Origin of the sequence: Thiomonas arsenitoxydans, from assembly GCF_000253115.1 — a bacterium.
Classification (GTDB): Bacteria; Pseudomonadota; Gammaproteobacteria; order Burkholderiales; family Burkholderiaceae_C; genus Thiomonas; species Thiomonas arsenitoxydans.
This window is the reverse complement of record NC_014145.1, coordinates 3,525,069-3,542,102: the sequence shown is the minus strand read 5'-3', so window position 1 is coordinate 3,542,102 and position 17,034 is coordinate 3,525,069. Positions and strand designations below refer to the sequence as shown.

Annotated in this window: 17 protein-coding genes and 1 riboswitch; of the genes, 9 read left to right on the top strand and 8 right to left on the bottom strand. The window is 61.9% G+C overall.

Annotated features, from left to right (window positions below; all coding sequences use genetic code 11):
- Nucleotides 1–25: 25 nt before the first annotated feature.
- A riboswitch (guanidine-I (ykkC/yxkD leader) is annotated at nt 26–126 on the bottom strand.
- 168 nt (nt 127–294) lie between these two features.
- The 8 genes from THI_RS16800 to THI_RS18980 all read right to left on the bottom strand — a co-directional run bounded on the left by THI_RS16800 (nt 295) and on the right by THI_RS18980 (nt 6,758).
- The gene (locus tag THI_RS16800; RefSeq protein WP_013107469.1) at nt 295–1,131 is read right to left on the bottom strand and encodes an alpha/beta hydrolase; all 837 of its coding nucleotides are present in this window, start codon (nt 1,129–1,131) and stop codon (nt 295–297) included.
- Complete coding sequence (locus THI_RS16795) at nt 1,128–1,976, bottom strand: ABC transporter ATP-binding protein (protein WP_013107468.1); 849 nt, start codon at nt 1,974–1,976, stop codon at nt 1,128–1,130. The genes THI_RS16800 and THI_RS16795 overlap by 4 nt, the downstream gene beginning before the upstream one ends.
- Nucleotides 1,973–2,719, bottom strand: coding sequence for an ABC transporter permease (locus THI_RS16790; RefSeq protein ID WP_013107467.1), 747 nt, complete (start codon nt 2,717–2,719; stop codon nt 1,973–1,975). The genes THI_RS16795 and THI_RS16790 overlap by 4 nt, the downstream gene beginning before the upstream one ends.
- Before the next feature lie 11 nt (nt 2,720–2,730).
- Complete coding sequence (locus THI_RS16785) at nt 2,731–3,741, bottom strand: ABC transporter substrate-binding protein (protein ID WP_013107466.1); 1,011 nt, start codon at nt 3,739–3,741, stop codon at nt 2,731–2,733.
- Nucleotides 3,742–3,960: 219 nt separating this feature from the next.
- Nucleotides 3,961–4,710, bottom strand: coding sequence for a GntR family transcriptional regulator (locus tag THI_RS16780; RefSeq protein WP_013107465.1), 750 nt, complete (start codon nt 4,708–4,710; stop codon nt 3,961–3,963).
- Entirely contained in the window at nt 4,707–5,096 is a 390-nt protein-coding gene (gene hpxZ, locus THI_RS16775; protein ID WP_013107464.1) for an oxalurate catabolism protein HpxZ, read from the bottom strand. Before hpxZ ends, THI_RS16780 begins: the two co-directional genes overlap by 4 nt.
- Nucleotides 5,097–5,121: 25 nt before the next feature.
- A complete protein-coding gene (locus THI_RS16770) occupies nt 5,122–6,501 on the bottom strand; it encodes an AtzE family amidohydrolase (protein WP_013107463.1) in 1,380 nt (459 codons plus the stop codon).
- 50 nt (nt 6,502–6,551) lie between these two features.
- Complete coding sequence (locus THI_RS18980; protein WP_041609058.1) at nt 6,552–6,758, bottom strand: DUF4089 domain-containing protein; 207 nt, start codon at nt 6,756–6,758, stop codon at nt 6,552–6,554.
- 513 nt (nt 6,759–7,271) lie between these two features.
- Here THI_RS18980 and THI_RS16760 point away from each other — a divergent pair.
- From THI_RS16760 to THI_RS16720, 9 genes are all read left to right on the top strand, one after another.
- Nucleotides 7,272–8,105, top strand: a complete 834-nt coding sequence (locus THI_RS16760) for a 5-formyltetrahydrofolate cyclo-ligase (protein WP_013107461.1) — start codon at nt 7,272–7,274, stop codon at nt 8,103–8,105.
- A 153-nt stretch (nt 8,106–8,258) separates the two neighbouring features.
- On the top strand, nt 8,259–9,743 hold the full coding sequence (locus THI_RS16755) for an ABC transporter ATP-binding protein (protein WP_013107460.1): 1,485 nt from the start codon (nt 8,259–8,261) through the stop codon (nt 9,741–9,743).
- A complete protein-coding gene (locus tag THI_RS16750) occupies nt 9,740–10,786 on the top strand; it encodes an ABC transporter permease (RefSeq protein WP_013107459.1) in 1,047 nt (348 codons plus the stop codon). Before THI_RS16755 ends, THI_RS16750 begins: the two co-directional genes overlap by 4 nt.
- Complete coding sequence (locus THI_RS16745) at nt 10,783–11,706, top strand: ABC transporter permease (RefSeq protein ID WP_013107458.1); 924 nt, start codon at nt 10,783–10,785, stop codon at nt 11,704–11,706. Before THI_RS16750 ends, THI_RS16745 begins: the two co-directional genes overlap by 4 nt.
- A gap of 47 nt (nt 11,707–11,753) precedes the next feature.
- Nucleotides 11,754–12,824, top strand: coding sequence for a BMP family ABC transporter substrate-binding protein (locus THI_RS16740; protein ID WP_013107457.1), 1,071 nt, complete (start codon nt 11,754–11,756; stop codon nt 12,822–12,824).
- A gap of 56 nt (nt 12,825–12,880) precedes the next feature.
- Nucleotides 12,881–13,903 (top strand): formamidase, encoded by a 1,023-nt coding sequence (locus THI_RS16735; protein WP_041609376.1) that lies wholly within the window; start codon nt 12,881–12,883, stop codon nt 13,901–13,903.
- Nucleotides 13,903–14,586 (top strand): biuret amidohydrolase, encoded by a 684-nt coding sequence (gene biuH, locus THI_RS16730; RefSeq protein WP_013107455.1) that lies wholly within the window; start codon nt 13,903–13,905, stop codon nt 14,584–14,586. The genes THI_RS16735 and biuH overlap by 1 nt, the downstream gene beginning before the upstream one ends.
- Nucleotides 14,583–15,272 carry a cysteine hydrolase family protein gene (locus THI_RS16725; protein WP_013107454.1) on the top strand — a complete coding sequence of 230 codons (690 nt, stop codon included), beginning with the start codon at nt 14,583–14,585 and terminating at the stop codon, nt 15,270–15,272. Before biuH ends, THI_RS16725 begins: the two co-directional genes overlap by 4 nt.
- Nucleotides 15,273–15,545: 273 nt before the next feature.
- Complete coding sequence (locus tag THI_RS16720) at nt 15,546–16,811, top strand: amidohydrolase family protein (RefSeq protein WP_197535430.1); 1,266 nt, start codon at nt 15,546–15,548, stop codon at nt 16,809–16,811.
- Nucleotides 16,812–17,034: the final 223 nt, after the last annotated feature.

Here is a 17,034-nt window from a genome sequence, read left to right as displayed (position 1 = left end):
AGCACGGAAGTAAGCGGTGTCGCTTATCTCCCGGGCTTTTATCCCTCCGTGGAGCCTCTTTGAGAGGCCGGGCAGCTCTTGGACCAGACGCTTCGTGCAGAAGCCGGAACCCTAGCTACCCTGTCAAACGCAAATCAACAATTGGCGTGCCACCACCAATTCCGTGCAGGGGGTTATATGCAAAGTTCATGCCATCTTCAGCACGCTTTGCTCCCCAGAAAAACCGCCAGGAAAGCGGCATGTTGCGTCGCCCTGTGATGCCGATGTAGTGCAGGGCGCCCACAGTTGGGGCAATCAACGCACAGCCGTGAGGCGCGCTGCGGCAAGCGCAAGCGCGCCGGTCGGCGAGGCTAATTCTTCGAGGATGGAGAAATGGTGATGGCCGTCAAGGCGCTCCAATGCGTGCAAGTTCGTGCGCTGTATTTGAAGAGTCTGAAAGTAGGAGACAGACTGACGCTGCAACTCGGCCAACTCGCTTCCGCCGTAGGCGATCACCAGGGGTTTGCTGGGTGCAGGAAGCGCAATCGGGCTGTTGCGCACGACCTCGTCTTCGTCCAGCCCCAGCTTGTCATTCACATAGCACAGGCGCATGGGCTCAAGGTCGTAAATCCCGCTCATGGCCAGCCCACTCTTCACTGCCGGGTGGCCCATGCTCATGGCTACGAGGTGAGCGCCTGCCGACCAGCCAGAAAGATGGATGGCACCGACCCGTTGCGTCAATATATCCAGCGCTGCGGAGATTTCCGCAACGATGCCGTCCAGCCTCTTTTCTGGCGCCAGCGTGTAGCCGATGAATGCCACGCTGATCCCAAGGGCAAGAGGGCCCGCAGCGACGAAGTGGAAGGTTTCCTTGGCGCGCATCTGCCAATAGCCGCCATGAATGAATGCGAGCCAAGGCGTGCCAGGGCCAGCATCAAAGCAATCGATGCGGTTGCGTTCACCCGTGGCGTAGTGCAAGACGAGGAGAGAGGCCCGGGAGGATCGGAGCTGCATGCTGCGGTCCTCCCAACGCATGAGAATTTGTGCGCTGTCGGTGACCGCGGCGCTGTTGTTGTAGGCGGCATCAAGAGTTGCCTTGTCCATCCCACGATAGAGATGCATGGGGCGCTTTTGGGTGATCTTCGCGCTCATGAAGAGGCTAGCTCACGGCGAAAAATTTCCAGGGCGTTGGATTTCACCTCAATGAACCGGGCGTCCGCGATTGACTCTGGGCCGCGCGGTCGTGCAAGTTCGAAATTCAGTGCGGCTGCAACACGTGTTGGCCGGCGCGTGAGCAGCAGGATGCGATCGGCGAGAAACACGGCATCCTCCAGATCGTGCGAGACAATCAGCGTCGTGGTGCGGTCCTGCAGTTGCACCTCCTGCAGCTTGTCGCGGATGAACAGCGTCATTTCATAGTCGAGCGCGGAGAAGGGTTCGTCCAGAAACAGCACTTCGGGGCGCGGCGCCAGGGCGCGCATGATGGACACGAGTTGTTGTTGTCCCCCGGAAAACTCATAGGGGTGTCGTTCCAGGTCGAATCGGATGTCGAAAGCGGCCACCAGTTCGTCCACGCGCGCCTTCACCTGCACGGGCTTCATCCCGCTGCGGATCAGCGGATATTCAATGTTGCGCCGCGCGGACAGCCAGGGCAGCAGCGCCTCGCGATAGTTCTGGAACACATAGCCGATGACCGTTTCTCGCAGGCTCTTTCCGTCGAACAAAATCTCGCCGCCATCCACGGGCAGCAGTCCTGCAATCATATTGATGAGCGTGGATTTTCCGCAGCCGTTCGGGCCGAAGATGGAGACAATCTTTCCGCGTGGAATATCCAGGTCAAACCCCTGATAGAGGGGCACGCCGCCGAACTGCTTGTTAAGTCCGCGGATCGTCACATGCGTCTCTGGCGCCGCTGGGAGCCGCGTCAGTTCGGGGAGGCCGTCCGGCGTTCCCGTCTTCTTGGGTCCGCCCTGGAATAGCTTTGCAAGTGCGTTCATTTTCCACCCCAGTGAACAAAGCGTATTTCCACCAACGAGAACAGCAGATTCAGGGCATATCCCAGGATGCCGGTGAGCAGGATGGCCGCATACATGCCCTTGATGTTGAGCACTTGTTGCGCGTTGATGATGCGCTGTCCCAGACCGGTATCCGAGCCGATGAACATCTCCGCAACGATGACGATGACCAGCGCCATGCTCACGCCTGTTCGTAGACCGACAAAGGTCTGCGGTAGGCTCTCCAGTAGCAGCACATCCTTGAACACATGCCAGCGCGAGACGCCCATGACCTTGACGGCAAGCACGCGGGTCTTGCGCGCATTCATCACGCCATAGGCGCTGTTGAACAAGATGAGCAGCACGGCGGCGAACGCCGCGATCGCGATCTTGTTCAGATCGGACAGGCCGAACAGCAGCATGAACAAGGGAATCAGTGCAGAAGATGGCGTGGAGCGGAAAAAATCGACCAAGAATTCGACGCTGCGATAAATGGCAGGCGAACTGCCCAGCGCAACGCCCAGTGGCACGCCAATCACTGCTGCAATGGCAAAGGCGTAGAAGGTGCGCAACACAGTGGCCTGAAAATCCGGCCACATGCTGCCATCAATCAGGCTGGTCCAGAGCGTCGCCAGCGTGTCTTCGGGCGAGGGGAGCAGCACCGGGTTGACCCAGTGCGCGGACACTGCCATTTGCCACAGCAGCAGGAGCAGAAATGGTCCCGTGAGAGGAAGCAGACGTTGCATAGTGATGACGCTCAGGCCCGGTACAACATGGAGGCGACATCAACCTTGCGTGTGAAAATTTTGCGCTCGGTGAATACGTCGAAAAATTTCTGGAAATAACCAATATCGGAAGGTGTGAACTGGCTGTAGGTCGTGAAGCCCGGCAAGGGAACGGCTTCAGCCAGCTTGGCGTCGATGGCGGTGTAGCCCACTAGGTCGGGGCGGACTTTGGCCGGTTCCTTGAGCACGAGGTCAATTGCGCTGAGATAGGCGGTGATGTAGCGTTTGGCCAGCTCTGGCTGTGCCTTGAGAAAGGCGGCGGTCAATGAGGCCGAGCCGCCGTACCACGGGGCCATCGGATTGCCCAGAACGTACTTTGAGATCACGCCGGTTTCGAGGATTTTGGTCAAGCCTTTCAGCCGACCCACAGTGCCCGTGGGCTCGAGCGTATAGACGGCGTCGACTTGCCCCGCCGCAAGCGCGGCGACATGTTGGCCGACAGGCATTTCAATTGGCTTGACCTCTGGATAGCCATTCTTTTCAAAAATGATCTTCGCCAGGGTCACGTTTTGAATGCCAGGGCCGCAGCCAATGCGCTTTCCCTTGAGAGACGCGATGGTTTTGTAATCGCTCTTCTCCGCCACCAGTACTTCGTCGAGCACCAGTTTGGCGTTTGATGGATTGGCTGCGATGATTTTGCACAGGCCGGGTTCAGCAATGTCACCGAGACCGAGCGCGGCAGATGCAGTGCCGTTGGCCGATCCGTGAATGCGCCCAGCAATCATGGCCTCGACGACCTGCTGGGCGCTCGCAAACTTCACGGCCTCGACTTGCAGTCCTGCTTGTTTGAAGACGTCATGATTGACGCCCGCATACAGCGGAATCCCCGCGGCGATGGGCCAGTAGCCAATCCGGATAGTGTTGTCCTGCGCACGCGCCAGCGCTGGGAACCCACTGACAAGCCCTGCGGCGAGCCCAGCTTTCAGTGCGGTGCGGCGTGACGCGTCAGCCAAGCTGGAAACCCGAGAAATTTTTTCGTTCATAGCAGCCCCTTGAGATTCGATGCAGATAGGTCGGAAGCATCTTGTGTGCAAGAAAAAATGCAAGATGCATGCCTGCTTCAAGCGCTGCAAAATAAGGCCGTTAGCTCCCTCATCTTTCACGGTGTGGGGCATGAAAAACAGAATCGTCTTTCGCCCTAAGCAAAGACGGCGCTCAACGTGCCTGCCGACCATGCGAAGAGAAATAACAAGGTGGACGCACTACAGCGCAGCGTCGTGTTGTGTTTCGGTGCGTATGTTTTGCAAGCGGTGCAAGGTGATCTTGCGTGTTTCGATCTGGCTGCGATCAATGTGGGCTCGAATCAGCAGTTCGGCCTGGTCGGGCTTGTGGCGCTGGATGGCACGCAGGATGGCGGCATGCTCGTCGTAGGTGGTGCTGACGCGATGGGTATAGGTGAAGTCGAGGCGGCGGATGATGCGGATGCGATCGGTGATTTCCGCATGCACGCGCAGAATCTCTGGGTTGCCCGCGGCAGCCACCAGATTGGTATGGAAGGCCTCATCCAGCAATGAGATCTTTCGGGCATCACTCAGACGCGCCGATTTGTCCACGATCCAGGATGCTGCCAGCGCATCCAGCATGGTTTGCGTTTCAGTGGCCAGTTCACGCATGGAAAGCTTGCGAACGGCGTGCACTTCAACGAGCTTGCGCAATTCGTACAGATGGTCGAAACGAGCGAAGTCGATCGGCACGACTTCCCAGCCGCTGCGGAAATAGCCGCGTACCAACCCTTCAGCCTGCAAGCGCAGCAGTGCTTCGCGCACCGGGGTGCGGGATACGACATAGTGCTCGGCCAACTCCGTTTCCGTGAAGCGCTGGCCGGGTAACAGGTGAAACTCAAACACTTCTTCGCGCAAGCGGGCGTAGATTTCCTCTGCGCGCGACGCCGCCTTGGGCGCGGGCTTGGCCTTGATTGCAACGTGGCTCGTGCGTGCTGCGGCAGTTGTCATAATGTGTCCATCCAGCTCACATGCGCGGCAACCACGCGCCACCCTTGCTCAAAGCGCACCCAGGTCTGGCTTTGGCGTCCGACGCGCGGGCTGTTGCTGCGTTCGAATTCAACGTTCGCCACGGCAAAATCACGGCCGAAGGTGGTAATGGAGCGGTGGCGAATGCGTCGCGCCAGTCCTTGGCCCGGACGTTGGGCCCGAAACGCCGCGATGGCGTCGAATCCATAGAGGTTCTCGGTTGCACCATAGCGCAGGGTATGCGGCGAATTCCAGAACAGGGCGTCAAGGCTGGCGACGTCGTTGCTCACCAGCGCCTGTTCGTAGCGAGCGAACATGTCCTCGACTTCGGCCAGGACGTCGGGGAGGTTGATCGCGGATGGGGTCATGTCGAGATTGGCGGTTGGTGTGCTGTCAGATTGGAACGGGGGTGGCGAAGGCCACGCCTGCAGATTCAAGTATTTTCGCTGCACGCAGGGCGATGTCCTCGCGCCAGGGCGGGGCGATGAGTTGCACGCCGATAGGCATGGCTCCCGGGGCATGCCGGATCGGAGCGGCGACCACGGGCAGGCCAATGCAGGAAATGGGCTGGGTGAGCAGACCCATATTGGCGCGGGTGGGCAGCATGCGGCCGTCGAGTTCGAAGCCCTCGCTGTCCAGGGGCTGTGCCGAGACCGGCGTCGCCGCAGCGATGAGCAGGTCGTAACGACTGAAAAGTTCCAGAGCGCGGGCATGAAAGCGAGCACGTACGCGCTGGGCCTGTGCATACCAGGCGGCGGGGAGCATGGACCCGGCCGCGAGGCGGTCGCGTGAAAGGGGCTCCATCAGGTCGTACTGGGTGCGCAGATGGTCCAGGTGCAGTTGCCCGCCTTCGGCTGCTGTGATGAGGAAGGCTGCGGAACGGGCGGCTTCCACGCCAACCCAGTTCACTGGGTCGCGTGCGCCGAGGGCCTCGGCGGCCATGCCTACGGCCTCACGCGCTTGGGGTCCGGCGTGATCGTCGAAATAGCCGCCGAGCTGACCGACGCGCAAAGGGGTGTCGCTCTGCCGCAGCAAGGCTTCAGATCGAGGCGGTTCGCCCGCGCAAAGCGCTTCGTAGCACAGGGCAAGGTCGTCCACGCTGCGCGCGAAAGCGCCGAGGTGGTCGAGGTTGTAGACGAAGGGGTAGCTGCCACTGCGTGACAGCCTGCCAAACGTGGGCTTGATGCCGAAGATGCCGCATAGCGAGGACGGTACGCGGATCGAACCGTTGGTGTCTGAACCCAGTGCGAGAGGCACCATGCCCGCAGCAATCGCTGCGGCGCTTCCACCCGAGGATCCACCGGCGCTGCGTGTTGGGTCATGCGGGTTACGCGTCGGTCCGTAGTGGCTGTTTTCGGTGGTGAAGCCATAGGCGAATTCATCCATATTCAACGCGCCTACGAGGACGGCGCCTGCGGCCTGCATGCGCTGCACCAGCACAGCGTCGTTTGTGGCGGGTGACTGCGTCGCCAGTAGTTTCGAGCCGGCGAGCGTGGTTAGCCCGAAGATGTCGAACAGGTTCTTTACCGCATAGGGCACGCCGGCCAGTGGCGGCAACGGGGCGCCTTGCGCACGCAGGGCGTCGATTCTGCGCGCTTCGTCGCGTGCGCGCTGCGCCGTGATGGCGGTGAAGGCGTTGATGGCGCCATCAACTGCGGCGATACGCGCCAAGGCCTGTTCGGTTACTTCCAAGGCGGAGATCTCACCGGAGGCAATGGCCTGAGCCAGGGGGCCGGCGACTTGCAGCGCAAGGGATGAATTGGAGGTCGTCATGGAAGGTCTTCTCGGCGGAAGGACAGTTGGGTCGGGCTATGTGACAGGGTTCAGGGCGTAAAGACCGGCGCGGGCTCATCTGCAATGCCCAAAGGCTCTTGCGTCAGCGCGGAGGCCATGGTCTGCAGGCGAGCCCATTGGTCGGCGACGCGCTGCAGGGCATCGTCCGTGAGCACGAGGTCGAGTTGTGTCGCGGCGCATCGAACCGTGTCGATGTGGGACGGTGCGTCGGCGGAGGGTGTCGGTGTGTGTTGCATGGTTTGCCTCAATGTTGACTGGATTGATCTGGCGGGTTTGGTGCAACTTGCACCAGTGCGGTGCCCGTTGCGCACTGCTGCCGTGTGGCGCCAATTGCCACGGAATGCATTCCAACTTGTGTTTGGGTTCGGGTGGGTGCTGGACAGACGGAGCATGACAGCGAGCCCCAGACTTGTATGCATCATGATATGCAATGGATGTGCCAATCAGGCCGAAGCGGGTTGGGAAAATTACTCAGTCAACTGGGAAGCAGCAGTGTGCTGTTTGCTTCACGCACCGCGCAGTTGCTACTGGGCAATGGCACACATCTTGCATGGCATCTTGTGCACAAGATAGTTGCGGTTGACTTGTCAGGGTGGGTTGAGTTCGAGGCTGGAGGCAAGGCTATTTGCACCCGGTCTGGCGCTCAAGGATGGTGAATCCAGACCTGCCAGACAAAGCCCAGCGCAATCGCCGACGCAGGTCGGCGATCCTGCAAAGAGCTGCTTGCGTATTTCCAAGGAATGACGAATATGTCCGAAAGCATCGCATCCACAGCATCAATAGACGACACGGCGCGCTGGGCGGGCCGCAACCGTGATAAAGACGCCTTGCGTGACGAGATCTGGTTCGCGCTTGAGCGTATGGAGGTTGGCGTGGGGCCGGTGCGTAGCCGCATTCCGAATTTCGTCGGCGCAGACAGAGCCGCTTGGCGCCTAGCCGCCACCCCTATGTGGCGCGACGCAGGGGTGGTCAAGTGCAACCCGGACCCGCCACAGATTCCTCTGCGCCTGCGTGCGCTTTACGCCGGCAAGCAACTCTATATGCCGGTTCCTGAGTTGGAGCGTCCCTATCCCTTTGTACTGCTCGACCCGGTGCAGCTTGCCGCGCGCCAGGTCTCATTCGAGCTTGCCGCAACCTCCCAGGGAGGCGTGGCTCATGGCGTGCCGGTGCAGTTCGAGGAACTGCCGACTCTCGATCTGGTGGTGGTGGGCTGCGTGGCGGTAACCCGTCTCGGTGGGCGCACCGGCAAGGGCGGCGGTTTCGCTGACCTTGAACTTGGCATCTTCCGAGAACTTGGCAAGCTGTCTGCAGGCACCCCAATCGTCACGACGGTGCATTCCTGCCAAGTCGTGGCAGCGCAGCGTCTGGTGATGCTCGGCCACGATTCGGCGCTGGACTGGGTCTTCACCGAGGAAGAAAGCATTCGGACCGACACACCCTATCCACAGCCCCATGGGGTGGCCTGGGATCAGGTTGAACCCGATCAATATCGTGACATTCCGTTCCTCGGCGAACTACGCGGGCGGATCGAGCAGGGTGGGGCGCCGAAGGGCTCAGTGGGGCTCAGTGACCGTGACATTTGAGGCATGAGGTTCGCAGGAAAAGATCATGTGCATAACTATTCAAGTCAATGTGAGCGGGCTGGGTCACTTTCAGCCTAAGCCGTTGAGTCGGACGTCCGGATGGGGGAGTGTGCCTAGTTGGACGTGCCGGCCAGTTGAGTTCGGGCGCGTGCAATGAAAGTCGAGCTCATCGACATCAGCAAGCGCTTTGGCCCGGTGCAGGCCAATGATGCCGTGTCGCTTGAGATTGGCGAAGGTGAAGTGCTGGCGCTGCTCGGCGAGAACGGCGCGGGCAAGAGCACACTGATGAAGGTGCTTTATGGCTACTACCGCGCTGACAGCGGGCAGGTGCTGCTGGGCGGACGAGAGGTGGACATTGCTTCACCACGCGACGCCATGGCCCTGGGCATCGGCATGGTGTTCCAGCAGTTCAGCGTCATTCCCGCGCTTACGGTACTGGATAACCTGCTGCTGGCCTATCCCGATGCACCGTTGTGGCATGGCCGCGGCAATACCGCCAAGGTCTTGCGACTGCTGGCCGAGTTTGCTCCGGGGGTGGCGCCGCAGCGATTGGTTTCGGAGTTGTCGGTGGGGCAGAGGCAGCAGGTGGAACTGGTCAAGGTGCTCAATCTTGACGCCCGTCTGATCATCCTCGACGAACCCACATCGGTCCTGGCCCCTGAAGAGGTGCAGCGTCTGCACGCTGTGGTGCGCAAGCTGGCCGATACCGGGCGCAGCGTGGTGTTCATCACCCACAAATTGGAGGACGTGCGCGCCTGTGCGCATCGTGTGGCGGTCATGCGCGCGGGCAAACTGGTGGCGCAGGCCGATGCGCGCGGTATGGACGCCGCCAAACTGGTGACGCTGATGGTGGGTGATGCCAGCTTGAAGCCGGTGGCGCAGACCGCGCCGCCAGCCAGTGCGGTGGCGCGCATCAGCCTGCGCAACTTGCGCTGCAGCACGGAATCGTTGTCGCTGGAGGGCATTGACCTCGACATCGCCCCGGGCGAAGTGCTGGGGGTTGCTGGGGTGTCGGGCAATGGGCAGGATCTGTTGGCAGACGCAGCCACCGGCATGGTGAACTTGCAAGAGGGCGACGTGCTGCTCGACGGCGAAGTGCTTCACAGCCGCGACACTCGCCAGCCGCACGATGCGCGCCAGGGCTATATCCCGGAATATCCGCTGAAAAACGCCGTGGCAGCAGAGATGCGCAACAGCCTGAATCTCGCGCTGCGTGGCCTGCTGCGCTTGCCGCTGTTTCCGCGCTGGGCCAAGCTGGATGCACGCGCTGATGCGCTGATGGAGCGCTATGACGTGCGCCCACGCCAGAGCGGCCTGGCGTCGGGTCGCCTGTCGGGCGGCAATCTGCAGAAGCTGGTGATCGCACGCGAGTTGTCGGAGCCGCGCCAGTTCATCGTCGCGTGCTATCCCACCATGGGGTTGGACCTGCATGCGACGCAGGCGGTGTATGACGAGCTGTTCCGACAAGCTGCTGCTGGCGCCGCGATCCTGTGGATATCCGAAGACCTGGATGACCTGCTGCGCTATGCCCACCGAATTGCTGTGCTGTATCACGGGCGCATTGCCGGGGTGCTGACCGCGGGGGAGGCCGACCGCGTGCGCCTTGGCCATTTGATGACGCATGGGGAGGCTGCATGAAATCGTTTCTGGCACTGCCGTGGGTCGATCGGGCGTTTGTGCCGGTGGCTGGAACACTCGTGTTTCTGTTGCTGGCGGCGGTGTTCTTCCAGCTCAACGGCTATGCGCCGTTGCAGATTTTCAGTCAGATGGTGCAGGGCGCGTTCGGCAATGCCTTCTCCACCAACACCACGCTGAGCAAGACCATCCCCATTCTGTTTTGCGCCATGGCCACGGCCTTGCCCGCGCGCATGGGCCTGGTGTCCGTGGGGGCCGAAGGGCAGTTGTATTTCGGCGCGCTCACCGGCACCGCGGTAGTGCTGGCCATAACGGCTGCACCCTTCTGGGAACTGTTTCCCGCAGCACTGCTGCTGGCGCTGCTGGGCGGCGCCCTTTGGGGCGCCATTCCCGGCGTGCTGCGTGCGGCGCTGGGCGTGAACGAAACCATCGTCACCATCCTGATGAACTACATCGCCATCAAGATTGTGGAATACGCGGTGTATGGGCCGTGGAAAGATGCGGCCAATCTCGGCTGGCCGGCCACCATCGCCTTTCCTGACGCTGCCAAGTTTCCGTCCTTGCATCTCGGCGCCCTGTCCAGTAACTGGGCGCTGGTGCTGGCTGTGCTGCTCGCCATCGTGCTGCATGTGCTGGTGGAAAAGAGCCGCTGGGGCACGGGCTTGTCGCTGCTTCGAAGCAACCCGCGCGTGGCGCGCATGGCCGGGCTCTCCTACACCCGCCATGCGATTGCCGTCATGGCGCTGGCGGGCAGTCTTGCCGGCCTTGCGGGCTGGGTGCAGGCGGCCAATGTGCAGACTCACCTGCAGCCCGACATCTCGTCTGGCTACGGCTATATCGGCTTTCTGGTCGCCTGGCTGGCGGGGCAAAACTTTCTGCGCATCATTCCGTTGGCGTTGATCATGGGCGGGTTGCTGTCCTCGGGCGATGCCTTGCAGCTTTTCGCCCAACTGCCGTTTTCCAACACCTTGGTGATGCAGGCGTTGCTGTTCATCAGCGTGCTCGGCGTGGGGGCCTGGCGCGCCAAACACAGGAGCGTCGCATGAACATTGCCGCCTGGTTTGGGCTCTTGTCCATCGCTTTGCTCATGGCCACGCCGGTGTTGCTGGCGATGCTGGGCGAAATGCTGACGCAGCGCACCGGTATCGTCAACCTAGGCGTCGAGGGACAGATGCTGGTGGGTGCCGCCGCAGGCTTTGCAGTCACCTACGCCAGTGGCAGCCCCTGGTTGGGGATGCTGGTGGGGGCGCTGGCAGGCATGGCCTTGTCGTCGGTTCACGCGCTGCTTTGCCTTGGATTGGGGGTCAACCAGATAGCAAGCGGGCTGGCCATTTTCTTTCTCGGCAACGGCCTGTCAGCGTTCTACGGCGCACCACTGGTGGGACAGCAGATTTCCGGTTTTCACAGCCTCGCGCACGGCTGGCTGGGGCACTTGCCCATCGTTGGCAGCTTTCTCGGCCAGCTCACGCCCACCGTGTATCTGGCGCTGATTCTGGTGCTGCTCTGCGGCCTGTTTCTCTACCGCACGCAATGGGGCCTGGTGTGGCGCGCCACTGGCGAGTCGGCCGACGCATTGCGTATGTTGGGCAAGAAGCCCGTCGCGCTGCGCATTGCGGGCATTCTTACCGGCGGCTTGTTCACCGGACTCGCGGGAGCGGCGCTGTCGGTGGACTACACCCGCACCTGGGTCGAGCAGATGACGGCGGGTCGCGGCCTCCTAGCTGTCGGTCTGGTCATCGTTGCACGCTGGAACCCCTGGCTGGCGCTGCCGGTGGCGCTGATCTACGGCCTGTCGGAAGCGCTGGCGCTACGGCTGCAGTCCATGGGGGCCGACATCTCACCGTACCTGCTTGGCACCTTGCCGTACCTGGTGCCGCTCGTTGTTCTGCTGCTGAGCTACCGGGCCAGCCAGCGCGGAACGTCCATGCCACAAGAACTCGTCGGCGTGTTTCGTGGCATGGCTTGACTGGTCCTTCCATCTACTTTCTTGTCCCCTTTGCACTGGAGAACAACATGAAATCTCGTCTTCTCGCCCTAGCTGCAGCCCTCGGTCTGGCCACCACCCTCTCAGCCCAACCAGCCCTGGCCGACATCGCCGTGGGCTATGTCTACGTCGGCGCCAAAACCGACGGCGGCTATAACGAAGCGCAGAACGCCGGTCGGCTGTATGTGCAAAAAGATGTGCCGGGCGTGAAGACCAACTTCCTAGAAAACGTGCCCGAGAATGCGCAGGTAACCCAGGCGATGGAGCGCATGATCGGCGCCGGCGACAAGATCATCTTCGCTACGAGTTATGGCTATCTGTCGTATGCACTCGAATTGGCGAAGAAATACCCCAAGGTAACTTTCATGCATTGCTACGGCGACAAGCGCGCCGCGAACCTGGGCACCTATTCCGCTGAAACCTACGAGGCCATGTATCTGGCTGGCATCGCGGCGGGCAAGGCGACCAAGACCGGCAAGATCGGCTTTGTAGCGGCGCACCCGATTCCGCCAGTGCTGCAGAACATCAATGCCTTGGCTTTGGGTGCGCAGTCGGTCAATCCCAAAGCGACAGTGACCGTTGTTTACACGGGCTCGTGGAACGATCCGGCCAAAGACGTGGCTTCGGTGAATGCCCTGGTCGACCAAGGCGTGGATGTTGTTGCGTCGCACGTCGACTCGCCGATTCCGGTGATCGAGGCGGCGAAGAAGCGCGGCATCAAGGTGGTGGGTTACCACTTCAACGATATGAAGTTCGATCCGCAGGGCTGGCTGACCGGGGTAGTCGAGAACTGGGGACCGGTCATGGCGGACGTGGTCAAGCAGGTCGAGGCCGGTACCTGGAAGTCCGAGGCCATTCACGGCAATCTGAAGTCCGGAACCACCCAGTTGGCGCCGTTTGGGCCGTCTGTCGAAGCGGCCACGCGCACGTTGATCGAAGCGAAGAAGAAGGAAATCGAGGACGGCAAGCTGCATGTGTGGGCCGGCCCGATCGAGGCGCAGGATGGCACGGTACTGGCCGCCAAAGGGCAGAGCCTGAGCCCGGACAAAATCGCGTCGATGGACTTCTTTGTCAAGGGCGTGATTGGCAATACCAAGTGATTGCCTGCACGCCCGGCATAGTCTGAACAGCATCCTCCAAGCAGGGAGTATTGAACGTGAGTGGACTCGGCGGTCTGAACAAGTCTCCGCATGGGGTAGTCGTCGGCCTGGTGCAATTGCAACTGCCTGTGGTGGAGACGCCCGTGCAACTCGCCGCGCAGGCTGAGCGCATCTGTGCCCTGGTCGGCAAGGCGCGGCGCAACTTGGGCACGATGGATCTCGTCGTGTTCCCGGAGTACGCCCTGCACGGCTTGTCGATGAGCACGGCGCCCGAGTTGATGGTGTCGCTGGATGGGCCGGAAGTGACTGCGTTCAAGGCTTCTTGTGTGGCGCATCGGATCTGGGGCTGCTTCTCCATCATGGAGTTCAACCCGCACGGCAATCCGTACAACACGGGTCTGATCATCGATGATCAGGGGGAGATCAGGCTGTACTACCGCAAGCTGCACCCCTGGGTTCCCGTGGAAGCCTGGGAGCCCGGCAATGTGGGCATCCCGGTGTGCGACGGTCCCAAGGGCTGCAAACTCGGACTGATCATCTGCCACGACGGCATGTTTCCCGAAATGGCGCGCGAGGCAGCCTACAAGGGAGCGGAAATCATTCTGCGCACAGCCGGCTACACCGCGCCTATTCGCCACGCCTGGACGATTACCAACCAGGCTAATGCGTTCCAGAACCTCGCCATTACCGCCAGCGTCTGTCTTTGTGGCAGTGACGGCAACTTCGATTCGATGGGTGAGGGCATGTTCTGCAACTTCGACGGGACGGTGATCACCGTCGGCGGCAATCGTCCCGACGAGATCATCACTGCCGAACTACGGCCGGATCTGGTGCGCGAGGCGCGCGCGGTCTGGGGCGTGGAGAACAATCCCTACCAGCTCTATCACCGCGGCTACGTTGCGGTGCAGGGCGGGGCACAGGACTGCCCCTACACCTTCATGCACGACATGGTCGCGGGGCGCTACAAACTGCCGTGGGATGGCACAGTCCAAGTGCGCGACGGCACGCCCTGTGGTTTCGCCGCACCAAGCCGAAGCTATCGCGGCCCCGAGCCCAACCCTTTCGAGCCGGAGGTCTGATGCCGTCAATCGCGTCGCATCCCTATCCCTGGCCCTTCGACGGTGACCTGCGTCCCGGCAATACGGCTCTGGTGGTCATCGACATGCAAACCGATTTCTGTGGCGTCGGCGGCTATGTCGACGCCATGGGCTACGACCTCTCCCTGACCCGTGCGCCCATCGAGCCCATCCGCAAGGTTCTCACGGCGATGCGCGCCGTGGGTTGCACCATCATTCACACACGCGAAGGACATCGTCCAGACCTGTCGGATCTTCCCGCCAACAAACGCTGGCGCAGCCAGCGCATCGGTGCGGGCATCGGCGACCCCGGGCCCTGCGGCAAGATTCTGGTGCGTGGAGAGCCTGGCTGGGAGATCATTCCCGAACTGGCGCCGCTGCCGGGCGAGATTGTCATCGACAAGCCGGGCAAGGGTAGTTTCTGCGCCACTGATCTGGAATTGATTCTGCACACGCGGGGCATCCGCAATCTGGTGCTCACCGGCATTACCACCGACGTGTGTGTGCACACCACCATGCGCGAGGCAAACGACCGCGGCTTCGAATGTCTGCTGCTCACCGACTGCTGCGGCGCAACCGACGCCGGAAATCACGCAGCAGCGATCAAGATGGTCACCATGCAGGGTGGCGTGTTCGGCGCCGTCAGCGATGCCGCCACCTTGCTGCAAGTCTGGGAGAAGGTATGAGTGCGTCCGAGACGACCCTGATGACCCTGCGCGTGCGGGCACGTCCCGGCCCGTTCGCTTGCGATCTGCGCAACACGGCGCTGGTGCTCATCGATATGCAGCGCGATTTCATCGAGCCCGGCGGCTTCGGCGAAACCCTTGGCAACGACGTCGGGCAACTTGCGCAGGCGGTGGAGCCCGCCGCCAGGCTGCTGGCTTGGGCGCGCACGTATGGTTTGCTGGTGGTGCACACGCGTGAGTCGCATGCGCCCGACCTGTCCGACTGCCCGCCCGCGAAGCGCTGCCGGGGCGAGCCCAGCCTGCGAATCGGCGACATGGGGCCGATGGGGCGCGTTCTGGTTCGCGGTGAACCGGGTAACGCCATCATCGATGCGCTGCAACCTATCGCAGGCGAGGTGGAGCTCGACAAACCCGGGAAGGGCGCGTTCTACGACACCGGACTGCAGGAGATCCTGCAGCGCCGTGCGATCACCCACCTGATCTTCGGTGGCGTGACCACCGAGGTCTGTGTGCAGACCAGCATGCGCGAGGCGAACGACCGGGGCTATGACTGCCTCCTGGTCGAAGAGGCCACGGCCAGCTATTTCCCGTATTTCAAGCAGGCCACGCTGGAGATGATCGCCGCGCAGGGTGGCATCGTCGGCTGGACCTGCAAGCTTGATGCGGTGTTGCGCGGCGTATCGTGACGGCGAGATGACGCGCATGGCCGACGAACCGTTGCATCAATTGGCCTCACTGGTGGATTGTCGCTGGCTGCTAGCCTCGCCCGGAAGCGAGGACGCACAGTCGCACATGCGCATTCACATCGCACAGGGCAAGATTCAGGACATCGTGCCGCAACAGCAAGAGGACGTGGCTTGCAGCAAGCTTGTACTGCCCGCGCTGAGTAATGCACACGACCTGCGCGCACCTTCCGTAGCGCGTCACTCGGCGCGTTCGAGCAACCATTGGAGAGCTGGTTGCCGTTTCTCGGTTTGGTGCCAGGAGTCGACCCCTATCTGTCCGCAGCCACCTGTTTCGCACGCGCGGTGCGGCATGGGGTGGCTCGGTTGATGGTGCACTACACGTGTGTTCAGGGGCTCTCGTCCTACGTGGACGAGGCGCAGGCTGTTGCGCGCGCCGCGCGCGACGTTGGGATCCACATCGGCTTCGCCATTGTCTTGCGCGACCGCCAGGGCATCGCCTACAGCAGTGATGACGCCGCGTTGAACGCGCTGCGGCCTGAGATTCGGTCCCTGGTGGCGCAACGCCTGGGCATGCATGCAAGTCCAGACCCTGCGGGTCAGCTCGCGCTGGTCGACGCGGTCGCGGACATGGTGGCGCAAGGCGGCTACGGTTCGCATGTCACGGTGCAGTATGGCCCCACCGGGGTGCAGTGGTGCAGCGATGCGTTGCTCCAGTCCATCGCGCAGGCGTCGAGCGACACCGGGCGTCCCGTGCACATGCATTTGCTCGAAACCCGCTACCAGCGCGAATGGGCCGACCACACCTATCCACAGGGCATCTTGACCTATCTCGATGCTATCGGTCTGTTGAGCCCGCGCCTGACGCTGGCGCATTGCACCTGGGCGCGGCCGCAGGAATTGGCGCTTCTTGCCGAGCGGGGCGTCACCATAGCAGTCAACACCAGTTCCAACCTCGGCTTGAAATCGGGCGTGGCGCCAGTCGCGGAGATGTTGCGTGCCGGTTGCCGCGTGGCGATGGGGCTGGATGGCATGGCGCTGGATGAGGACGACGATGCCTTGCGCGAAATGCGCCTGGCCTACGCGCTGCATCGCGGCTGGGGTTATGACGTCACCATGACGCGGGCCCAGCTCTGGGCATTTGCTGCGGCGAATGGCGACCGCGTGGTGCGCGGCCCCGATGCGGGGCGCGAATCCCTGGCGGGGCGCATCGCGCCAGGCGCCCCTGCGGATTTGTTGATTCTGGATCACGCCGATCTGGACGATGATGCCCTGTTTTCCGACATCGACCCACTGGACTACGTGCTGGCACGCGCCAAGGGGCGCCACATCGAGCAGGTCATCATTGATGGGCGGACCATCGTCCATCGGGGCAAGGTTCTCAGTCTCGACGAGCCGGCTCTTTATGCCGAACTTCTTGCGCAGGCGCGCTCGCGCCTTGGAAGTCATGCCGAATGCGGACGCTGGCGCGAAGTTGTCATGATGATGGCAGAAGACTTAGGGCCGTTCTACGAGAGCAGGGCCTTTCTGGGTTGCTGCTGATGGCTGCTTTGCCAAAAGGTGCCGCAGGTGCGAATCACGATACGCATTGGAAACTTTCACGGCGTCTCCAGAACGGCAACCCGGGTTCAACGCCGTCGAGGTCGTTCATGAATTAGCGCAAACCGGTCATCCGGCGACTTGAGCCAAGTAGCTGACTCATCTTGGCCCTGATGGGGCGTCATGTGCTGGTGCGCCTGCACCGGCAGGCAGCATGCACGCACCG

Excerpts from the sequence above, each read along its gene's own strand:
- THI_RS16745 (WP_013107458.1), top strand. The coding sequence starts at position 10,783 with ATGAACATTGCCGCCTGGTTTGGGCTCTTGTCCATCGCTTTGCTCATG.
- THI_RS16750 (WP_013107459.1), top strand. The coding sequence starts at position 9,740 with ATGAAATCGTTTCTGGCACTGCCGTGGGTCGATCGGGCGTTTGTGCCG.
- THI_RS16770 (WP_013107463.1), bottom strand. The coding sequence starts at position 6,501 with ATGACGACCTCCAATTCATCCCTTGCGCTGCAAGTCGCCGGCCCCCTG.
- THI_RS16785 (WP_013107466.1), bottom strand. The coding sequence starts at position 3,741 with ATGAACGAAAAAATTTCTCGGGTTTCCAGCTTGGCTGACGCGTCACGC.
- biuH (WP_013107455.1), top strand. The coding sequence starts at position 13,903 with ATGCCGTCAATCGCGTCGCATCCCTATCCCTGGCCCTTCGACGGTGAC.
- THI_RS16755 (WP_013107460.1), top strand. The coding sequence starts at position 8,259 with ATGAAAGTCGAGCTCATCGACATCAGCAAGCGCTTTGGCCCGGTGCAG.
- THI_RS16725 (WP_013107454.1), top strand. The coding sequence starts at position 14,583 with ATGAGTGCGTCCGAGACGACCCTGATGACCCTGCGCGTGCGGGCACGT.
- THI_RS16795 (WP_013107468.1), bottom strand. The coding sequence starts at position 1,976 with ATGAACGCACTTGCAAAGCTATTCCAGGGCGGACCCAAGAAGACGGGA.
- THI_RS16800 (WP_013107469.1), bottom strand. The coding sequence starts at position 1,131 with ATGAGCGCGAAGATCACCCAAAAGCGCCCCATGCATCTCTATCGTGGG.
- THI_RS16760 (WP_013107461.1), top strand. The coding sequence starts at position 7,272 with ATGTCCGAAAGCATCGCATCCACAGCATCAATAGACGACACGGCGCGC.
- THI_RS16740 (WP_013107457.1), top strand. The coding sequence starts at position 11,754 with ATGAAATCTCGTCTTCTCGCCCTAGCTGCAGCCCTCGGTCTGGCCACC.
- THI_RS16780 (WP_013107465.1), bottom strand. The coding sequence starts at position 4,710 with ATGACAACTGCCGCAGCACGCACGAGCCACGTTGCAATCAAGGCCAAG.
- hpxZ (WP_013107464.1), bottom strand. The coding sequence starts at position 5,096 with ATGACCCCATCCGCGATCAACCTCCCCGACGTCCTGGCCGAAGTCGAG.
- THI_RS16790 (WP_013107467.1), bottom strand. The coding sequence starts at position 2,719 with ATGCAACGTCTGCTTCCTCTCACGGGACCATTTCTGCTCCTGCTGCTG.
- THI_RS18980 (WP_041609058.1), bottom strand. The coding sequence starts at position 6,758 with ATGCAACACACACCGACACCCTCCGCCGACGCACCGTCCCACATCGAC.